Source organism: Nosocomiicoccus massiliensis, assembly GCF_000438455.1.
In the GTDB taxonomy this organism is placed as follows: domain Bacteria; phylum Bacillota; class Bacilli; order Staphylococcales; family Salinicoccaceae; genus Nosocomiicoccus; species Nosocomiicoccus massiliensis.
The window spans coordinates 1-16,786 of record NZ_CAVG010000005.1 but is presented as its reverse complement, the minus strand read 5'-3'; the positions used below and the strand labels follow the sequence as shown (position 1 = coordinate 16,786).

Sequence of the window (16,786 nt, the reverse complement as noted above, 5' to 3'; positions counted from 1 at the left end):
AAAGACAGACGACATTTAATGAGATGATTGAAATTGCTTTAGATGCAGCTCTTCCATTTGCAGAATCATTGTAATATTAGAAATTAGGTGAAACTGTGAACAACGAAATACCAAAAAGTAGTCATCGTTTAAAAGTCAGTTTAAATATATTCTGGTTTATCGTCATCATACTAACGACGATTTTTCTTTCCGTATTAATTACTGCACTAAGTTTAGGTGGAAAAACCGAACGCGCAGTAAACGTCGGAACTGATACGAGACAAGAGTTCGTTAAATTATATAACGTGTACGACACTCTATCTTCAGAATATTATACAGACGTTGACAGAGAATATTTAATTGAATCTTCGATTAAAGGCATGGTGAATGGTTTAAACGATCCATATAGTGAATACATGCAAAGAGACGAAACAGCCGATTTTGAAGAATCAATTACCGGTGAGTTTTACGGTATTGGTGCTGAGATTATGCAAGATGATCAAAACGTCATCGTCTCAAGTCCAATGAAAGGTTCGCCAGCAGAAAAAGCAGGCGTTCAACCCGGAGATAAAATACTCGCAATTGATGGAGAATCAATTAAAGGTTGGTCTTCACACGAAGCTGTTCAACTTATTCGTGGTGAAGAGGGTACGGATGTCACGTTAACGATTCAAAGAGGTTCTGACAAACCATTTGACCTCGTTATTACTCGTGAAAAAATTCATATCGATAGTGTCACTTCAGAAATTAAAGATGATGTTTCTCATATTAGTATCAATCGTTTCCAACAAGATACTGCGAAAGAATTAAAACTTGCGCTTGAAGATGCTAAAGAGAAAAAAGTTAAAGACGTCGTACTAGATTTTCGTTCAAACCCAGGTGGTCTATTAAACGAAGCTGTTGAGATGATTAATTTCTTCGTAGATAAAGGCGAACTCGTCTTATATCTGGAGCATAAAAATGGTGATCGTGAAGAGATATATGCTGAAAATGATCGATTAGTAAAAGAAGATGACTTTGACAACATTTATATTTTACTTAATGAAGGTTCAGCAAGTGCGAGTGAAGTATTTGCTGGAGCAATGCGTGATTTAACGAAAGCTGAAATCGTCGGTACGAAATCATTTGGTAAAGGTATCGTACAAAGAACGAGTGAATTCAAAGATCAGTCATTAGTTAAATATACAAACACAAAATGGTTAACACCAAATGGCGACTGGATTCACGAAAAAGGTATCGAACCAGATTTTGTAATTCACAATCCAGATTTCTATCGAGTGAAGTTCTTAGATAGAGAAGATGCATATATTGAAACACAAGAGAACGATGATATTATTACGATTAAAGTGATGTTAGAAGCGTTAGGTTATAATATAGAAACAATCGATAACGTCTTTGACGCTAATTTAACAGACGCTGTTAAAAATTATCAAAAAGACAATAACCTTGATGAAAATGGTATCGTTACAGGGGATACGACAGCTCTATTAATGAAAGATATTCGTCAACACATCCAAGATAATGACGCTCAATACAATTATCTACTGGATTATATTAAAGGCGAAAAGTCTAAAGAAGATATTACAAAAGAAATGAAGGAAGAGTCTAAGTACATTCCTGTCGATGATTCTCGTAAACGTTCAAATCAAGACGATGAATAATTCATATAAACACCGTGCATATGCATGGTGTTTATCATTATTTAAAGAAAGAGGATACATATGAAATTAAAGGATGATGTAGTCGTATTAACAGGTGGGGGGACAATCGGGCACGTTATGCTCAATACGTTAATCGCACCAGAACTGTTAAATGAAAACGTAAAACCATATTATATCGGCTCTAAAACAGGTATTGAAAAAGAAATTATCGAAAAATCCGGTATCGAATACTACAGCATTTCAAGTGGTAAGTTACGACGCTATTTATCATTTGAAAATATTAAAGATGTATTTAAGGTGACAAAAGGTATTTTTGATGCGAGACGTATATTAAAAAAGTTAAAGCCGAAATTCGTCTTTTCAAAAGGTGGTTTCGTGTCAGTACCAGTTGTACTCGCAGCTAAAAGTTTGAAAATACCCGTTTATATTCATGAGTCAGATATTTCTCCAGGACTAGCGAATAAAATTGCTGGTAAATTTGCTAAAAAGATATTTGTCACTTTTGAAAAGACGTTAAACTATGTCGATTCAAGTAAATCGGAGTATGTAGGACCTGTCATTCGCGAAGAATTGCTACATGGTAGTAAAGAGATCGCAAAGAACATTACGGGACTCGATCCAAATAAACCGACAATTATGTTTATCGGAGGGAGTTTAGGGGCAAAATCTATAAACGATTTAGTGCATAACCATATAGATACTTTTGTAGACCAATACCAAGTCATTCATATAACAGGGCCAGATAATATGCGTGAAGATATTAAGCATCCTAACTATCGTCAATATGAATTCGTTCAACATGAGCTCGCGCATTTTTATAAAATGTCCGACGTCGTTATTTCACGAAGTGGTGCTAACGTTATTTACGAATTACTACTCCTTAAGCAGCCGATGCTTTTAATCCCATTACCGTTATCTCAAAGTCGGGGAGACCAAATTGAAAATGCTGAGTATTTTAAAAGTAAAGGTTATGCTGAAACGATCGAAGATGAATCTATAACTCCAAAACGAATCATTGACAATATTAGGAAAATCGAAAATAATAAACTAGAATACATTAAAAATATGGAGACATTTACAGCGGGTATGACACCAAAACGCTTAACAGAACATCTACTTAAGGAGGAGTAAATATGAGTCGTGCAAAGAAAATATCATTGTTTATCGTATTTACTCTAATATTTGGTGTGATTGCAGTGTTTCACGAGTCACGTGTCGGTCGTTTTATCGACCGTGAAGTGTATGAGTTTATCTACGCTTCAGAAAGTTTTTTAACAACTGCATTATTTTTAGGGGTCACTCAACTCGGTGAAGTCATCTCAATGATTATTCTCTCAATCATTGTCATTGCGATTTTACTGTTATACAGAATGAACATTCACGCGTTGTTTTTGGTCGTCTCAATGTTAATGTCTAGCATTTTAATTCCTGTTCTGAAACATTCATTCGACAGAGAACGTCCAGCGTTCTTACGATTAATTGAAATTGGTGGATTTAGTTTCCCTAGCGGACACAGTCTCGGTTCTACCATATTTTTCGGAAGCTTGATGGTATTAATAAAACATACGAATTTAAATCATAAAGCTGTACTGTATGCACTTTGTGCTGTCGCAATTTTACTTATTTGCTCGTCACGCGTATATCTCGGTGTCCATTTTCCAACAGACGTTCTCGCAGGCATGGCGATCGGAGCGGCGACAGTTTCTTTAGTATCATGGATATTCCATGGAAAATTTAAAGATATAAAATAATTCATGAAGTAGGTGGATCTATTGATTACTCATTTATATGAATCAATCACTCTTGAGAATGACAGAATTAAATTAATTCCGATGCAGTTGTCCCACGCAAAAGATTTACAAAAGGTAAACCATGAAAGTATATGGACATATATGTTATATCAAGCAATCACTGAAGAGCAGATGACTGAATGGGTCTCAAGTGCAATAGATTCACGCAATAACATGCAGGCAATTCCATTTGTCGTCATATTAAAATCAACAGATGAAGTGCTCGGTAGTACAAGAATTCAGCATATCGACTATGAACGACAAAGTTGTGAAATTGGTGCCAGTTGGTTTGGAACGAGTGCACAACGTACTTTTGTCAACTCTGACTCAAAGTTTTTACTACTTGAATTTTGTTTTGAAGTAATGGGTATGATGCGTGTCCAAATTCGTGCCGATGAAAGGAATGTGCGTTCAAATAAAGCAATCGAGAGACTCGGATTTACAAAAGAAGGAGTCTTAAGAAAAGAACGTGCTCTCCATGGTGTACCTAGAAATTTAGTCGTATACTCAATAATTGATGATGAATGGCCAGAAGTGAAAAAGAATTTAATCATTCGACAACAAAGCTATAGTAATGACACTCCAGGTAAAGTTTCTGGTGTGTAATAAAACTCCGGTTAAAGTTTTTACTTTAATCGGAGTATTTTTTATGATAATTTTAGAGATAATATTCAAAATGATATAGTTAACTTGAGGTGAGACGATGCCAAATATTTTAGTTGTCGAAGATGAACAAAATTTAGCACGTTTTCTAGAACTTGAACTCACTTATGAAGGCTATGACGTAGAAGTAACCTTTGACGGATTAAGTGGGCTAGAGCATGCTTTAGACAAAGATTACGACTGCATATTACTCGATTTAATGCTACCAGAGTTAAATGGATTAGAAGTATGTCGTAAAATTAGAAAAGAAAAAGACACACCAATTATTATGATTACAGCAAAAGATACAACATATGAAAAAGTCATTGGCTTAGATTATGGCGCAGACGATTATATCGTTAAACCATTTGAAATTGAAGAGCTACTCGCACGTATTCGTGTCATTATGAGACGCAGAAAAGTACACGAGTCGAATAGATTAGAATCAAACGGTATAACAATTGATTTATCAGCATATAAAGTACTCGTAAATGAGACCGAACTAGACTTAACAAAAACAGAATTCGAATTATTACGATTACTCATTGAAAATGAGAATATTGTATTAAAACGTGAGACGATACTAGATCAAATTTGGGGATACGATAACGAAGTTGAAACGAATGTCGTTGACGTTTACATTCGTTATTTACGAAATAAGCTCAAACAGTATGACCTCGATAAAATTATCGAAACTGTTCGGGGTGTTGGGTATGTGATTCGAGAATGAAAACCTCTCTAAGATCAAGGTGGATGCGGTTAGCAATTTTGATAATCACTGGTTCTTTTATTATGTTCAGTACGTTCTTAATTTATGCAACGAGTATATATTTAAAAGATTTACAGTACCGTGCAGCTGATAGAAGTGCCGCTGAATTACATTCTTTGTATTCAACGACACCGATTAACGCGATTACTGAACGCGAAATTTATACGAGTCTTTATGATAATCAAAAATTTGTACTCTTTACGATGAGCGGTGAAGAAGTGTACCGTTGGCCGAGTAGGGATCAATCCTATAATATACCACGTGAACAAATTATTAATCCGGATTTTTATCCGATGGAAATCAATGACAAAAAATATATCGTAAAAACTGTCATGATCGAATCAGAATATTGGAACGGATATATTGCAATCATTCATCCGATGCAAGAATATTATACGATTTTACAAATGATTATTATTATCGCAACGATTATCGCATTTATGTCAATATCCGTGACATCTGTCATTAGTTACTTTATTTCTGGACAAATGGTTCGTCCAATATACCGATTTACAAAACAACTTCAGTACGTTGAAAATAACGGGTTTTCTGAACGTCTCGATTTACGAACGAATTTATCAGAAATTGATTACATGGTTGTTTCATTTAACAAAATGATGGATACACTTGAAGAATCATTTAATCAGCAAAAACAATTTGTAGAAGACGCATCACATGAACTACGTACGCCGCTACAAATCGTTCAAGGACATTTAAATTTAATTAACCGATGGGGTAAAAATGATAAGGCAGTACTCGAAGAGTCCCTTCAAATTTCTATCGATGAGATGGGACGTATTACTAAATTAATCGAAGAGTTGTTAGAGTTAACAAAAAATGAAAATAAACAGAAACTCATCCTTGAGCCAATTGATTTAAACAATGAAATTTTAAGTCGCGTCAATGCGATGTGGCAACTTCACCCGTCATATACGTTTACGACTGATTTAAAAGATAGTTTATATTACGCCATTAGTCAGTATCAATTTGAACAAATACTCGTTATCTTCCTAGATAACGCCGTAAAATACGATAATAAAAATAAATCTATTCAAATCGTATCTAAACAAATGAGTGATAAAATTAAAATTGAAATCTCTGACAAAGGGATTGGGATTCCCAAAGAAGAGGTCAATAAAGTATTCGACCGTTTTTATAGAGTTGATAAATCAAGAAGTCGTGAACTCGGCGGTAATGGACTTGGATTATCGATTGCTAAAAAGATTATTGAAGCAAATGGTGGAAACGTGTATATCACAAGTAAAATTAATGATGGAACGACGATTCATATTGAATTTCCTTTAAAGTAAATTAATATCGCTTAAGATAGGTCATTTACTTTAAAGGAAGGCATTAAAATGGTAAACTTATAACGAGTAATAAATACACAGAAGAGGTGTCTTATATGAAAGAGAAGGCGTATGATCACGCGCCTGTTAGTTTCGGAACAAACCTTGGGTTAATCTTAGAATACTACGATATGTATCTAGAAGACCCGAATAGTGTTTCTGAGGAGATGCAAATTTTATTTGAGTCGATTTTAAACAATGATACTCAATTTAGCACTCCGAGAACAGGTAGCTCAAGCAGCAAATTAGAGAACATTATTAAGTGGGTAACTGATATTCGTACTTACGGTCACCTAGTGGCTGACGTTTATCCGGTATATCCTCCTGAAATTAAAAACAAACCTGATTTCAGTTTTGAAAGTTATGGATTTACTGAAGATGATCTTAAAAACGTTTCTGTTGAAACGATTAGTCCATATTTAGTAGATACTTTTGATAATGCACTCGATGCGATTCATCATTTAAAAAACACGTATACTTCACCATTATCTTTTGAATTCTCACACATTAATAACGAAGAAGAAAGAGAATGGTTCAAAAAGTATACGGAAACAAAAGGGCAACCGAACTATGATAACGATCAAAAAATAGCACTATTTAAAGAATTATCAAAAGTTGAAGGTTTCGAAAAATATTTACAAAAAAACTTCGTAGGAGCAAAACGTTTCTCTATTGAAGGTGTAGACTCTTTAGTACCGATGTTAAATCATCTACTTAAGAAAATGGCTGAAGATAAATTACAACACCTTCAAATTGGTATGGCACACCGTGGACGCCTTAACGTCTTAACTCACGTATTACAAAAACCATACGAAATGATGTTAAGTGAATTCATGTCAACGGACGCTATGAAATTCTTACCAACTGATGAGTCTCTAGCAATTACTAACGGTTGGATGGGAGACGTTAAATATCACCTCGGTGGGGTTAAAACATTAAATGATAACGATCTTGAGCAAACAGTTACACTTGCAAATAACCCGTCTCACTTAGAAATCGTTGGACCTGTCGTACAAGGTAAAACACGTGCCGCGCAGGAACAAAACGATGTAGCGGGCGAAAGTGTACAAGACAAAAATGCATCATTTGCAGTAGTTGTACACGGCGACGCTGCGTTCCCAGCTCAAGGTGTAAACCCTGAAGCAATGAACATGAGTGACCTAAATGGTTACACTGTCGGTGGTTCTATCCACATCATTACGAATAACCGTATCGGTTTCACAACAGAAGAATGGGACGGTCGTTCAACGCTTTACTCAAGTGATATCGCAAAAGGTTTTGATATCCCTGTATTACACGTCAATAACGACAAACCAGAATACGTATTAAAAGCAATTGAACTTGCATTTGAATACCGTCAAACATTCAACCGAGATATCGTTATCGACCTCATCGGATACCGTCGTATGGGTCATAACGAAATGGATGAACCAATGACAACAAACCCAATGCTTTACAATGAAATTAAAAACTATCCAACAATTGAGCACTTATATGGTGATCAATTAGTTGAGGAATCAGTAATTTCTAAAGACCAAAAATCAGAAATTATTGAGAATGTTGAAAAAGAAATTCGTTCAGCACACGATAAAATCGATAAAAACGATACGATTGTAAGTGGTGAAATCGAACATCCTGATTTCGTATTTGGTAAACAGAAAAACGAAGCAGATGAAACGATTACGAAAGAACGTTTACAGAAAATTACTGAAGAATTATTAACTTATAACGGTGATTTTGAAGTATTCAAACGACTTTCTAAAGTTTTAGAAAGAAGAAAGTTAGCATTTGAAGATGACTCAGCTGGTATCGACTGGGGCCACGCTGAAGCACTTGCGTTTGCAACACTACTTCAAGACGGTACACCAATTCGCTTTACTGGTGAAGATGCAGAACGTGGTACGTTCGCACACCGTAACGCTGTGTTACATGATCCTGAAAGCGGAGAAAAATATACGCCGTTAAAAAATATTAGTGACGCAAAAGCATCATTTGATATTTATAACTCGCCGTTATCAGAACTTGCAGCACTTGCATATGAATATGGTTATAACGTTCAAAATAAAGACGTCTTAACAATTTGGGAAGCACAGTACGGTGACTTCGTAAACATGGCACAGCCAATCATTGATACGTTTATTTCTGCAGCGCATTCTAAATGGGGAGAAACGACAGGCTTAACGATGTTACTTCCTCATGCACAAGAAGGACAAGGTCCTGAACACTCTAGTGCAAGAATTGAAAGATTCTTACAGTTATGTGCAGAAAACAACATGATTGTTGCGAACTTATCATCAAGTGCGAACTACTTCCACTTATTAAGACGACAAGCACAAAACTTAAACACTGATTTAATGCGTCCATTAGTACTTACTTCACCGAAAAGTTTACTAAGAAACCAAACAGCATCTAGACCAGTTTCAGAGTTTGTAAATGGTACATTTAAAGAAATCATTTATAACAATGAAAAACCTAAATCAGTTAAAACAGTGTTAATCGCTAGTGGTAAAGTGGCAATTGAGCTTGAAGAAAATCTTAAAAAAGAAGAAGACGCTTCTAAGTTATTAATTAAATTGGAACAACTATATCCATTCCCAGAGAAAGAAATTAAAGAAGTTCTAAGTACTCTACCAAAATTAGAAGAAGTTAGATTTGTACAAGAAGAGCCTAAAAACCAAGGTTCATATCGTTTCGTAGAACCGTACTTACGCGATCTACTCGATGACAAAATCGCATTAAGCTATGTTGGAAGAAACGAAAGTGCATCTCCTGCAGAAGGAAACGCAGGTATTTATAAATTAATTCAAGATAGAATCATTAAAGAAGCATTGAAATAAGAGGAGAAGATAGAGAATGAGTGAAATTATCGTTCCAGAGCTCGCAGAATCGATTACAGAAGGTACGATTGCGACTTGGTTTAAAAAAGTTGGAGACAGTGTTGAAAAAGGGGAAGCTGTTTTAGAACTAGAAACTGACAAAGTCAACGTTGAAATTGTCAGTGAAGAAGACGGTGTTATTTCTGAAGTGAAAGCTGAAGAAGGAGACACTGTTGAAGTCGGTCAAGTTGTTGCTGTAGTTGGTGAAGGCAGTGGTGCACCTAAAAGAGAAGAGACTAAAGCAGAAGAACCTAAAGAAGAGAAAAAAGAAGAAGTTAAAGAAGAAACAGTAGTTGAATCTAAAGAAGATTCTCAAATCGTTGCAACGCCTTCAGCGCGTAAATTAGCACGTGAAAAAGGCATCGACTTAGCTGACATTAACGCTGCAGATCCAAGAGGTCTAGTACGTTCACATGACGTTAATAATCATGTAAACACGCCTAAAGAAGCACCTAAAGCAGAACAAGCAAAACCAGAAGTTAAAGAACAAGCTGCTTTTGAAAAACCTGTAGTTCGTGAACCGATGTCACGTCGTCGTCAAACGATTGCAAATCGTCTATTAGAAGTTTCTCAATCTACAGCGATGTTAACAACGTTTAACGAAATCGACATGTCTGCTGTTATGGATTTACGTAAACGTAAAAAAGATCAGTTTATGGAAAGAAATGACGGAACGAAACTTGGCTTCATGTCATTCTTTACAAAAGCTGTAGTCGCTGCACTTAAGAAATATCCAGCAGTTAACGCTGAAATCGACGGTAAAGATTTAGTTTACAAACAGTTCTATGATATTGCGATTGCAGTATCTACTGATGAAGGACTACTCGTACCAGTGATTAGAGATTGTGACCGTAAAAACTTTGCTGAAATCGAAAATGATATTATCGATGTTGCGACACGTGCACGCGATAAGAAATTAAAACTTGATGAAATGACAGGTGGATCATTCACTATTACAAATGGTGGAGTATTCGGTTCATTAATGTCTACGCCGATTATTAACGGTACTCAAGCTGCAATTTTAGGTATGCACACAATTCAACAACGTCCAGTAGCAGTAGATGGTAAAGTAGAAATTCGTCCAATGATGTATGTCGCATTAAGTTACGACCACCGTATCATTGATGGTGCTGAGTCTGTTGGATTCTTAAAAACAATTAAAGAATTAATTGAAAACCCTGAAGACTTACTATTAGAAGGTTAATATAAGAGGTGCAAAATGCACCTCTTTCTTTTTAAGGAGAGAATATATGTTACACGAAACTTGGAAAGATAATCATATTAAAGACGTCAAAGTCGTTCATACAGATGCAAAAAAGTTTAAAGTATCTGATATGTTAACAGTTGGTAAAACGTATAAAGTAGTTAATGAAACTGAAGAATATTTATTTGTCATCGACAATTCTAATAAAGTCGGCGGCTATTATAAAGAATATTTTGAAGAAGTTTAAGATGTGCGTAAGACACATCTTAATTTTTTTAAAAAAGTTTTCTGATAATTCGAAAAACATATAGACATAATGAATTAAGTCATGTAATATGTTGTTTATGCAAAAAGATAAATTAATTTTTTGGAGGTTTAGAAATGAATACTAAATATGTATTTGTCGTAGGATTCATGCTGTTCGCGATGTTCTTCGGGGCCGGAAACTTAATTTTCCCACCGTCAATCGGACATGAAAGCGGGGATCACTTTTGGATTGGAACATTAGGATTTGTAATTACTGGAGTAGGGTTACCACTCATTGCAGTAATTGCGGGTGCCATTTCAAAAGGTGGTTACGATGAATCACTTAATCATATAAGTAAGTGGTTCTCTGTCGTATTTATGGTCGCTATCTTTTTAACAATTGGACCATTCTTTGCGATTCCAAGAACGGCAACAACTGCGTATGAAATGTCAGTATTACCATACTTAAGTGGTTCAAGCTCATTAAGTTTACTCATCTTCTCGGTGTTATATTTTGTTATTGTTTTCTTAATTGTTTTAAAGCCAGGATATCTGGTAGATACTATTGGTAAGGCATTAACACCGATTTTATTAATTACTATTATTTTATTAGTCGTTATGGGTATTGTGAGCTACTTAGGTTTAACGCCAAATACTACGGCTGGTGCATTTTTAGAAAAGAACGCATTTTCAGTAGGATTTACAGAAGGTTATTTAACGATGGACGCAATTGCAGCACTCGTATTTAGTTTAATCGTTATCAACGCAATACGCGGACTTGGATTCACAGATAAAAAAGATTTACTTAATGGAACAATTAAATCTGCAGTAATTGCAGCATCATTACTTGGAGTGATTTATGTATCACTTGCTTGGATTGGTAACAGAGTTGCTTTACCTGGAGCATTACCTGAAGGTCAAAACTTAGGAACTTATATTTTAACGTTTGTAGCTGAAGATGTTCTCGGAGGATTTGGAGTATTTATACTAGCAACGATTGTATTCCTTGCTTGTTTAACAACTTGTGTCGGATTAATCGTAGCAGTTGCAGAGTATTTCAATAAATTAATCCCTAAGTTAAGTTATAAAGCATGGGCAGCAATTTGGACACTCGTATCATTAGTACTTGCTAACCAGGGGTTAAGTACAATTATCCAAGGGTCCGTTCCAGTACTTATGATCTTATATCCAATCGCAATGACTGTCGTAGCGTTAGTAATTATCACGTACTTTGTACCATCACCAAAGCTTTCAATGCAAGTTCCAGTATACCTAATTTCAGTTGTTTCAATTCTTGCAGTCGTTTATCGATCAGAATATTTTGGAGTATCAGCATTAGAAAAGCTACCGCTTCAAGTATTAGAAAATTTACCATTATTCGCTTCACAGTTTGAATGGATTCCATTATTAATTATCGGTTATATCATCGGATATTTACTCGGTTCAAAACAAGAAAAAATTGTATACGAGTAGAAAAAGGAAAGGAGGGGACTCCTTTCCTTTTATTTGTATCTATCTTTTATATCTAATAGGCGAGTTTTAAGTTCTTCTTCCATTTGAAGTAATTCTTTTTCAGCAGCTTGACGTTTTGCTTTACCTTCTGTTTGAATGCGTAACGTTTCTTCAATCGTCTCAAGTAGGTTTTCTTGCGTATATTTAAGCGTTTCGATATCTACGATACCACGTTCGTTTTCTTCTGCTGTCATGAGTGCGTTTTGTTTTAACATCTCACTATTTTTACTTAACAGTTCATTTGTCGTGTCTGTTACAGCTTTTTGTGCTTTTGACGCTGATTCTTGATTTAAAAGTGTTAACGCAATCGCCATTTGGTTTTTCCACAGTGGGATAGATGTTAAAATCGAGCTTTGAATTTTTTCAGCGAGTGACTGGTTAATATTTTGAATCATACGAATTTGCGGCGCAGATTGTAACGTAATTTGACGAGATAATTTAAGGTCATGAATACGTTTATCTAATCGATTCATGTACTGAATCATATCGTTTACATCTTGCGTTGCCATTTGATTGTTAGACGCTGTTGCACGCTGTCTTAACTCAGGTAGTGTTTCTTTCTCAATTTCATTTTTTTTAAGCTCAGCAGCACGTATATAAATGTTTAACGCTTCAAAATAGGCCTTATTTTCTTCGTAGAGATTGTCTAATAATTGAACATCTCTAACGAGTAAATCTTTTGAGTTTTCCAGTTGTACACTGATTCTATCTACTTGGCTCGCAACACCTTTATGTTTAGCGAGTAATTCATTTACTGATCGATTAACTTTACCAAACATACGTTGAAACACATTTTTATTTTGTTTCGTCAGTTGTTCAGGATCAATTTCTTTTAATTTACTCATTAACTGTTTTAAAGAGTCTCCAACAGGTCCTATCTCTTTAGATTGTACTTGGTTTAACATATCGTGAGAGAACTGTGACAGTTGGGACTGAGCATTCGCACCATATGAAATGAGTGCGTCGTTGTCGAGTGGTTGTATTTGATTTTTGATCGTTTCTATCTGTTTTAATTCTTCTGCTGTAAATTCATCATCTTTAAATGTTGTTGTCACATTTTGTGAGTGTTCTTCTTTTGGTAACTCCGTAACGGGTTGAAAAGGGTTGTTTAATAATTCATCTTTTTTATTACTTTCTGTCAATATATTCACCTGCTTTTTCTTTCTCTTGAATCACTTTTGAAAAGTCAGGAAGGCGTTCATCTTCCTTCATTTCTAACTGTCTTGTTCTATTGTGTTTTTCTGTGCGTTTTAATACATCACGTTCTATTTTAAGCCGCTCATAATCTCGTTTATTTATTTCTGATAAATCGAGTTCTAAATTTCGTTTTAAATCGAGTAGGCGTAATCTTGCCGTATTGAGTTCAATTTTTTCTTCTTTCGTTTTACCTGGTAAACGATATAAATCTAAGTAAATTTCGACCATGTTTACCGCTGAATCTAAATTTGAATGAAAGAATTGTAAACCATTATAAAATAGTTTCGGCTCGTTTTCTACACGCTTCATAATCGCACGTACGACTCTATTAATATCAAAGATAAGCTTAATATCGCTTAAATTTCTAATCTTTTTAAAGCTATTTAAAAGTCGCTTCTGCTTTTCTTTGGCGACCTTTAACTCTTGTTTTATATATTTATATTCACTGCGTGCAAGCTCATGTTCGTTTAAATACTTTTGTAACGTAAATTGCTGTGTTGTAACATACGTTAAGAGTGCAGCAACACTCGTTGCGATCGCTGATGTTAAAGTCGCTAAATCGAACACCATTAACGACATTAGCCACGTAATAATCGCAACAGGACTCGCAATCAACACGCCGTACCAATGTGTGAGGTAATCCTTCATAAAACTTCTCCATTCATTTGTCTCTTAATATAATTATAAGTCTTTGTCCTTGAATTTGCGAATAATAGGACTATAATAAACTCACTAGAACATTGACGTAAAATGGGGTGTTCAAATGTATGAAATAGTCGTAATTACAGCCGATTATGAAGGTTGGTGGTTATTTGAAGAGTGGAGGGAGGATGTTACAGAGTCCTACATATTTAATGATTATCCAACTATGAAAATAAAATATGATGTAATCTATCAATTATTACAGGATAAATATATATCCGTAAAAATCGGAAAGTATAATATCCCGGCATTTTTTAATTGTTGTGAGATTCAATACTGTGAAGATTGTGATGATGATGTACAAATATATCACTCATTAATCGCATTAGAAAATGATACGATATTAGAAATGAAATAAATGTTACACTTTTTAAGTAGGTCTTTACACAAACGCTTTCATTGATATATAATATGACTGTCGATATTTATTTGAATATTGAACATATTTTTGGAGGATTTTTTAAATGAAACAAGGTAACGTAAAATGGTTCAACGCTGAAAAAGGTTTTGGCTTTATCGAAATCGAAGGAGAAGATGACGTATTCGTACACTTCTCAGCAATTCAAGAGGAAGGCTACAAATCTCTTGAAGAAGGACAAGCAGTTGAATTCGAAATCGTTGAAGGCGACCGTGGTCCACAAGCGACAAACGTAGTTAAATTATAATACTAATAGCTTTCAAAATAAATTGAACCTCTACCAACTGGTAGAGGTTCTTTTGCTTAATATTTGTTTAAAATACCTTTGTCAATTAAATATTCTTCGTAAGATGTTTCTTTAGTCATAGCACCGACTTCGTTTAATTCAATGACGCGGTTTGCGATCGTGTTAATGAATTCAAAGTCATGTGATGTAAATAAAATCGATCCTTTAAACTTAATGAGACCATCGTTTACAGCTTGAATACTTTCTAAGTCTAAGTGGTTTGTCGGTTCATCGAGTAGTAAAACGTTCGCTTTAGATAACATCATTTTAGACAGCATTGCACGTACTTTTTCTCCACCAGAAAGAACGTGTGCGTGTTTTTTTGCTTCTTCACCGCTAAATAACATACGTCCTAAGAAACCACGTAAAAACGTTTCTGTTTGCTCATCTTCAGGTGCGTATTGTCTTAGCCAGTCAACGAGTGATAATTCTACGCCTTCAAAGTACTCACTATTATCTTTAGGCATATACGTCTGTGTTGTCGTTACACCCCAAATGACTTCACCTTCGTCAGGTTCAATGACGCCTGCTAAAATGTCGAGTAGAACTGTCTTTTGAATTTCACTATCTCCAACGATAACCGCTTTGTCGTTCGGGTTAATTGTAAAGTTTACATCTTTTAAAATTTCAGTTCCATCAATAGAGTGTGATAAATTTTTAACTTGTAAAAGATCGTTCCCAATTTCTCTTTCTGGCGTGAATCCAACGTATGGATAACGTCTGCTTGACGGTTTAATATCATCGAGTTCAATTTTTTCGAGCATCTTTTTACGACTCGTCGCTTGTTTCGATTTTGCAGCGTTTGCACTAAATCTCGCAATAAACTCTTTTAACTCAGCGATACGTTCTTCTTTTTTCTTGTTTTGTTCTTGCATTAACTCTTTAGCCAGTTTACTTGACTGATACCAGAAGTCATAGTTCCCAACGTAAATTTGAATTTTACCGTAATCTAAGTCTGCGATATGTGTACAGACGTTATTTAAGAAGTTACGGTCGTGTGATACGACGATTACAGTGTTTTCAAAGTTGATTAAAAACTCTTCTAACCACTGGATCGCTTTAATATCTAAACCGTTCGTCGGCTCGTCGAGCAGTAACACGTCTGGGTTACCAAATAAACTTTGTGCGAGTAATACTTTTACTTTTTGGCTGTTTTCTAGTTCAGACATCTTTTTATTAACGAGATCCTGATCAATACCTAAACCGTGCAATAAGTTTTCAGCATCACTATCTGCAGTATACCCACCTTTTTCACCATATAACGCTTCGAGCTCAGCTGCCCGCATACCATCTTCATCATTAAAGTCTGGTTTCATGTAAATCGCATTTTTCTCTTCTGCAATTTGCCATAACTCTTCGTGTCCCATTAATACAACGTCTAAAACTGTCTCATCCTCGTACTGATAATGGTCTTGTTTTAAAAACGCCATACGTTCATTTGGTCCCATCGTTACGTGACCCGTTTGAGAATCGATTTCTCCAGATAAGATCTTTAAAAACGTCGATTTACCTGCACCGTTTGCACCAATAAGTCCATAACAGTTACCCGGTGTAAATTTTATGTTTACATCTTCAAATAATTTTCTATCTCCAAATTGTAAACTCACATCACTAACTTGTAACATGTGCATTCTCCTTAATTATTATTACACGTAATTATACTATACATATGCTATGATTAATATATTATAACGACGATTAGGAGATTTTATGAAGAGATTATCAGGAACGACTCAATTTTTAACGTTAGATAGAGTAGAGGGGTCAACGTTATACTTTAAAACTGAAGACGATGAAGTAATTCGTATGAACAAATCATTACAACAAGAGGAATATGAAGTTGGACAGGACGTTGCGGTATTCATATATCCAAATACGCGTGGAGAGTTATTTGCTTCTCCAGTCATTCCAAAAATCACTCGAGACAAATTTGATTTCGTACCAGTGAGTGACGTGACGTATGACGGTGTTTACATCGATATAGATGCACCAAAAGATTTTTTAATTCCTTATGAAGATTTACCAAAACTTAAAAAAGTTTGGCCAAAACCAGGCGATGAAGTTATGGCAACTCTCCGTGTAGAAAGCGACAACCAAATATACGGTCGATTGATTACAGAAACAGAAGCTAGAGAAATGTCACAGCCGTTTGATG

Annotated in this window: 16 protein-coding genes; 13 read left to right on the top strand and 3 right to left on the bottom strand. The window is 35.2% G+C overall.

From position 1 onward, the window contains the following. Positions 1 to 95: 95 nt before the first annotated feature. The 10 genes from TJ68_RS00200 (at position 96) to brnQ (ending at position 11,989) form a co-directional block, all read left to right on the top strand. A complete protein-coding gene (locus TJ68_RS00200) occupies positions 96 to 1,640 on the top strand; it encodes a S41 family peptidase (protein ID WP_052327216.1) in 1,545 nt (514 codons plus the stop codon). 60 nt (positions 1,641 to 1,700) lie between these two features. Continuing rightward, a complete protein-coding gene (locus TJ68_RS00195) occupies positions 1,701 to 2,771 on the top strand; it encodes an undecaprenyldiphospho-muramoylpentapeptide beta-N-acetylglucosaminyltransferase (RefSeq protein ID WP_040928106.1) in 1,071 nt (356 codons plus the stop codon). 2 nt (positions 2,772 to 2,773) lie between these two features. Continuing rightward, complete coding sequence (locus TJ68_RS00190; protein WP_040928105.1) at positions 2,774 to 3,391, top strand: phosphatase PAP2 family protein; 618 nt, start codon at positions 2,774 to 2,776, stop codon at positions 3,389 to 3,391. Between the two features lie 21 nt (positions 3,392 to 3,412). After that, on the top strand, positions 3,413 to 4,036 hold the full coding sequence (locus tag TJ68_RS00185) for a GNAT family N-acetyltransferase (RefSeq protein ID WP_052327215.1): 624 nt from the start codon (positions 3,413 to 3,415) through the stop codon (positions 4,034 to 4,036). Positions 4,037 to 4,133: 97 nt separating this feature from the next. Continuing rightward, positions 4,134 to 4,802 (top strand): response regulator transcription factor, encoded by a 669-nt coding sequence (locus TJ68_RS00180; protein ID WP_040928104.1) that lies wholly within the window; start codon positions 4,134 to 4,136, stop codon positions 4,800 to 4,802. A 23-nt stretch (positions 4,803 to 4,825) separates the two neighbouring features. Then, on the top strand, positions 4,826 to 6,151 hold the full coding sequence (locus tag TJ68_RS00175; RefSeq protein ID WP_238315988.1) for a sensor histidine kinase: 1,326 nt from the start codon (positions 4,826 to 4,828) through the stop codon (positions 6,149 to 6,151). A gap of 95 nt (positions 6,152 to 6,246) precedes the next feature. After that, on the top strand, positions 6,247 to 9,027 hold the full coding sequence (locus tag TJ68_RS00170) for a 2-oxoglutarate dehydrogenase E1 component (RefSeq protein ID WP_040928102.1): 2,781 nt from the start codon (positions 6,247 to 6,249) through the stop codon (positions 9,025 to 9,027). 16 nt (positions 9,028 to 9,043) lie between these two features. After that, positions 9,044 to 10,270 (top strand): 2-oxoglutarate dehydrogenase complex dihydrolipoyllysine-residue succinyltransferase, encoded by a 1,227-nt coding sequence (odhB, locus tag TJ68_RS00165; protein WP_040928101.1) that lies wholly within the window; start codon positions 9,044 to 9,046, stop codon positions 10,268 to 10,270. 46 nt (positions 10,271 to 10,316) lie between these two features. Continuing rightward, positions 10,317 to 10,517 (top strand): DUF6501 family protein, encoded by a 201-nt coding sequence (locus TJ68_RS00160; RefSeq protein ID WP_040928100.1) that lies wholly within the window; start codon positions 10,317 to 10,319, stop codon positions 10,515 to 10,517. Positions 10,518 to 10,651: 134 nt separating this feature from the next. Next, positions 10,652 to 11,989 (top strand): branched-chain amino acid transport system II carrier protein, encoded by a 1,338-nt coding sequence (gene brnQ, locus TJ68_RS00155; protein ID WP_040928099.1) that lies wholly within the window; start codon positions 10,652 to 10,654, stop codon positions 11,987 to 11,989. 29 nt (positions 11,990 to 12,018) lie between these two features. On the opposite strand, the gene TJ68_RS00150 is transcribed toward brnQ, so the two are convergent. Both TJ68_RS00150 and TJ68_RS00145 read right to left on the bottom strand, forming a co-directional pair. Next, the gene (locus TJ68_RS00150; protein WP_040928098.1) at positions 12,019 to 13,170 is read right to left on the bottom strand and encodes a toxic anion resistance protein; all 1,152 of its coding nucleotides are present in this window, start codon (positions 13,168 to 13,170) and stop codon (positions 12,019 to 12,021) included. Beyond that, on the bottom strand, positions 13,157 to 13,873 hold the full coding sequence (locus TJ68_RS00145) for a 5-bromo-4-chloroindolyl phosphate hydrolysis family protein (RefSeq protein ID WP_040928097.1): 717 nt from the start codon (positions 13,871 to 13,873) through the stop codon (positions 13,157 to 13,159). Before TJ68_RS00145 ends, TJ68_RS00150 begins: the two co-directional genes overlap by 14 nt. A gap of 115 nt (positions 13,874 to 13,988) precedes the next feature. On the opposite strand from TJ68_RS00145, the gene TJ68_RS00140 reads away from it, so the two are divergent. Together TJ68_RS00140 and TJ68_RS00135 are read left to right on the top strand one after the other, a co-directional pair. Further along, positions 13,989 to 14,285 carry a DUF1033 family protein gene (locus TJ68_RS00140; RefSeq protein WP_040928096.1) on the top strand — a complete coding sequence of 99 codons (297 nt, stop codon included), beginning with the start codon at positions 13,989 to 13,991 and terminating at the stop codon, positions 14,283 to 14,285. 106 nt (positions 14,286 to 14,391) lie between these two features. Then, entirely contained in the window at positions 14,392 to 14,592 is a 201-nt protein-coding gene (locus tag TJ68_RS00135; RefSeq protein ID WP_040928095.1) for a cold-shock protein, read from the top strand. A 56-nt stretch (positions 14,593 to 14,648) separates the two neighbouring features. On the opposite strand, the gene TJ68_RS00130 is transcribed toward TJ68_RS00135, so the two are convergent. Continuing rightward, positions 14,649 to 16,256, bottom strand: coding sequence for an ABC-F family ATP-binding cassette domain-containing protein (locus tag TJ68_RS00130; RefSeq protein ID WP_040928094.1), 1,608 nt, complete (start codon positions 16,254 to 16,256; stop codon positions 14,649 to 14,651). 85 nt (positions 16,257 to 16,341) lie between these two features. On the opposite strand from TJ68_RS00130, the gene TJ68_RS00125 reads away from it, so the two are divergent. Further along, positions 16,342 to 16,786: S1-like domain-containing RNA-binding protein (locus TJ68_RS00125; protein WP_040928093.1), on the top strand; the 445-nt coding region annotated here is incomplete at its 3' end.

What these genes read in the sequence shown, in the direction of transcription:
- TJ68_RS00140 (WP_040928096.1), top strand. Translation starts at nt 13,989, where the DNA reads ATGTATGAAATAGTCGTAATTACAGCCGATTATGAAGGTTGGTGGTTA.
- brnQ (WP_040928099.1), top strand. Translation starts at nt 10,652, where the DNA reads ATGAATACTAAATATGTATTTGTCGTAGGATTCATGCTGTTCGCGATG.
- TJ68_RS00170 (WP_040928102.1), top strand. Translation starts at nt 6,247, where the DNA reads ATGAAAGAGAAGGCGTATGATCACGCGCCTGTTAGTTTCGGAACAAAC.
- TJ68_RS00195 (WP_040928106.1), top strand. Translation starts at nt 1,701, where the DNA reads ATGAAATTAAAGGATGATGTAGTCGTATTAACAGGTGGGGGGACAATC.
- TJ68_RS00180 (WP_040928104.1), top strand. Translation starts at nt 4,134, where the DNA reads ATGCCAAATATTTTAGTTGTCGAAGATGAACAAAATTTAGCACGTTTT.
- odhB (WP_040928101.1), top strand. Translation starts at nt 9,044, where the DNA reads ATGAGTGAAATTATCGTTCCAGAGCTCGCAGAATCGATTACAGAAGGT.
- TJ68_RS00130 (WP_040928094.1), bottom strand. Translation starts at nt 16,256, where the DNA reads ATGTTACAAGTTAGTGATGTGAGTTTACAATTTGGAGATAGAAAATTA.
- TJ68_RS00175 (WP_238315988.1), top strand. Translation starts at nt 4,826, where the DNA reads ATGCGGTTAGCAATTTTGATAATCACTGGTTCTTTTATTATGTTCAGT.
- TJ68_RS00190 (WP_040928105.1), top strand. Translation starts at nt 2,774, where the DNA reads ATGAGTCGTGCAAAGAAAATATCATTGTTTATCGTATTTACTCTAATA.
- TJ68_RS00145 (WP_040928097.1), bottom strand. Translation starts at nt 13,873, where the DNA reads ATGAAGGATTACCTCACACATTGGTACGGCGTGTTGATTGCGAGTCCT.
- TJ68_RS00135 (WP_040928095.1), top strand. Translation starts at nt 14,392, where the DNA reads ATGAAACAAGGTAACGTAAAATGGTTCAACGCTGAAAAAGGTTTTGGC.
- TJ68_RS00160 (WP_040928100.1), top strand. Translation starts at nt 10,317, where the DNA reads ATGTTACACGAAACTTGGAAAGATAATCATATTAAAGACGTCAAAGTC.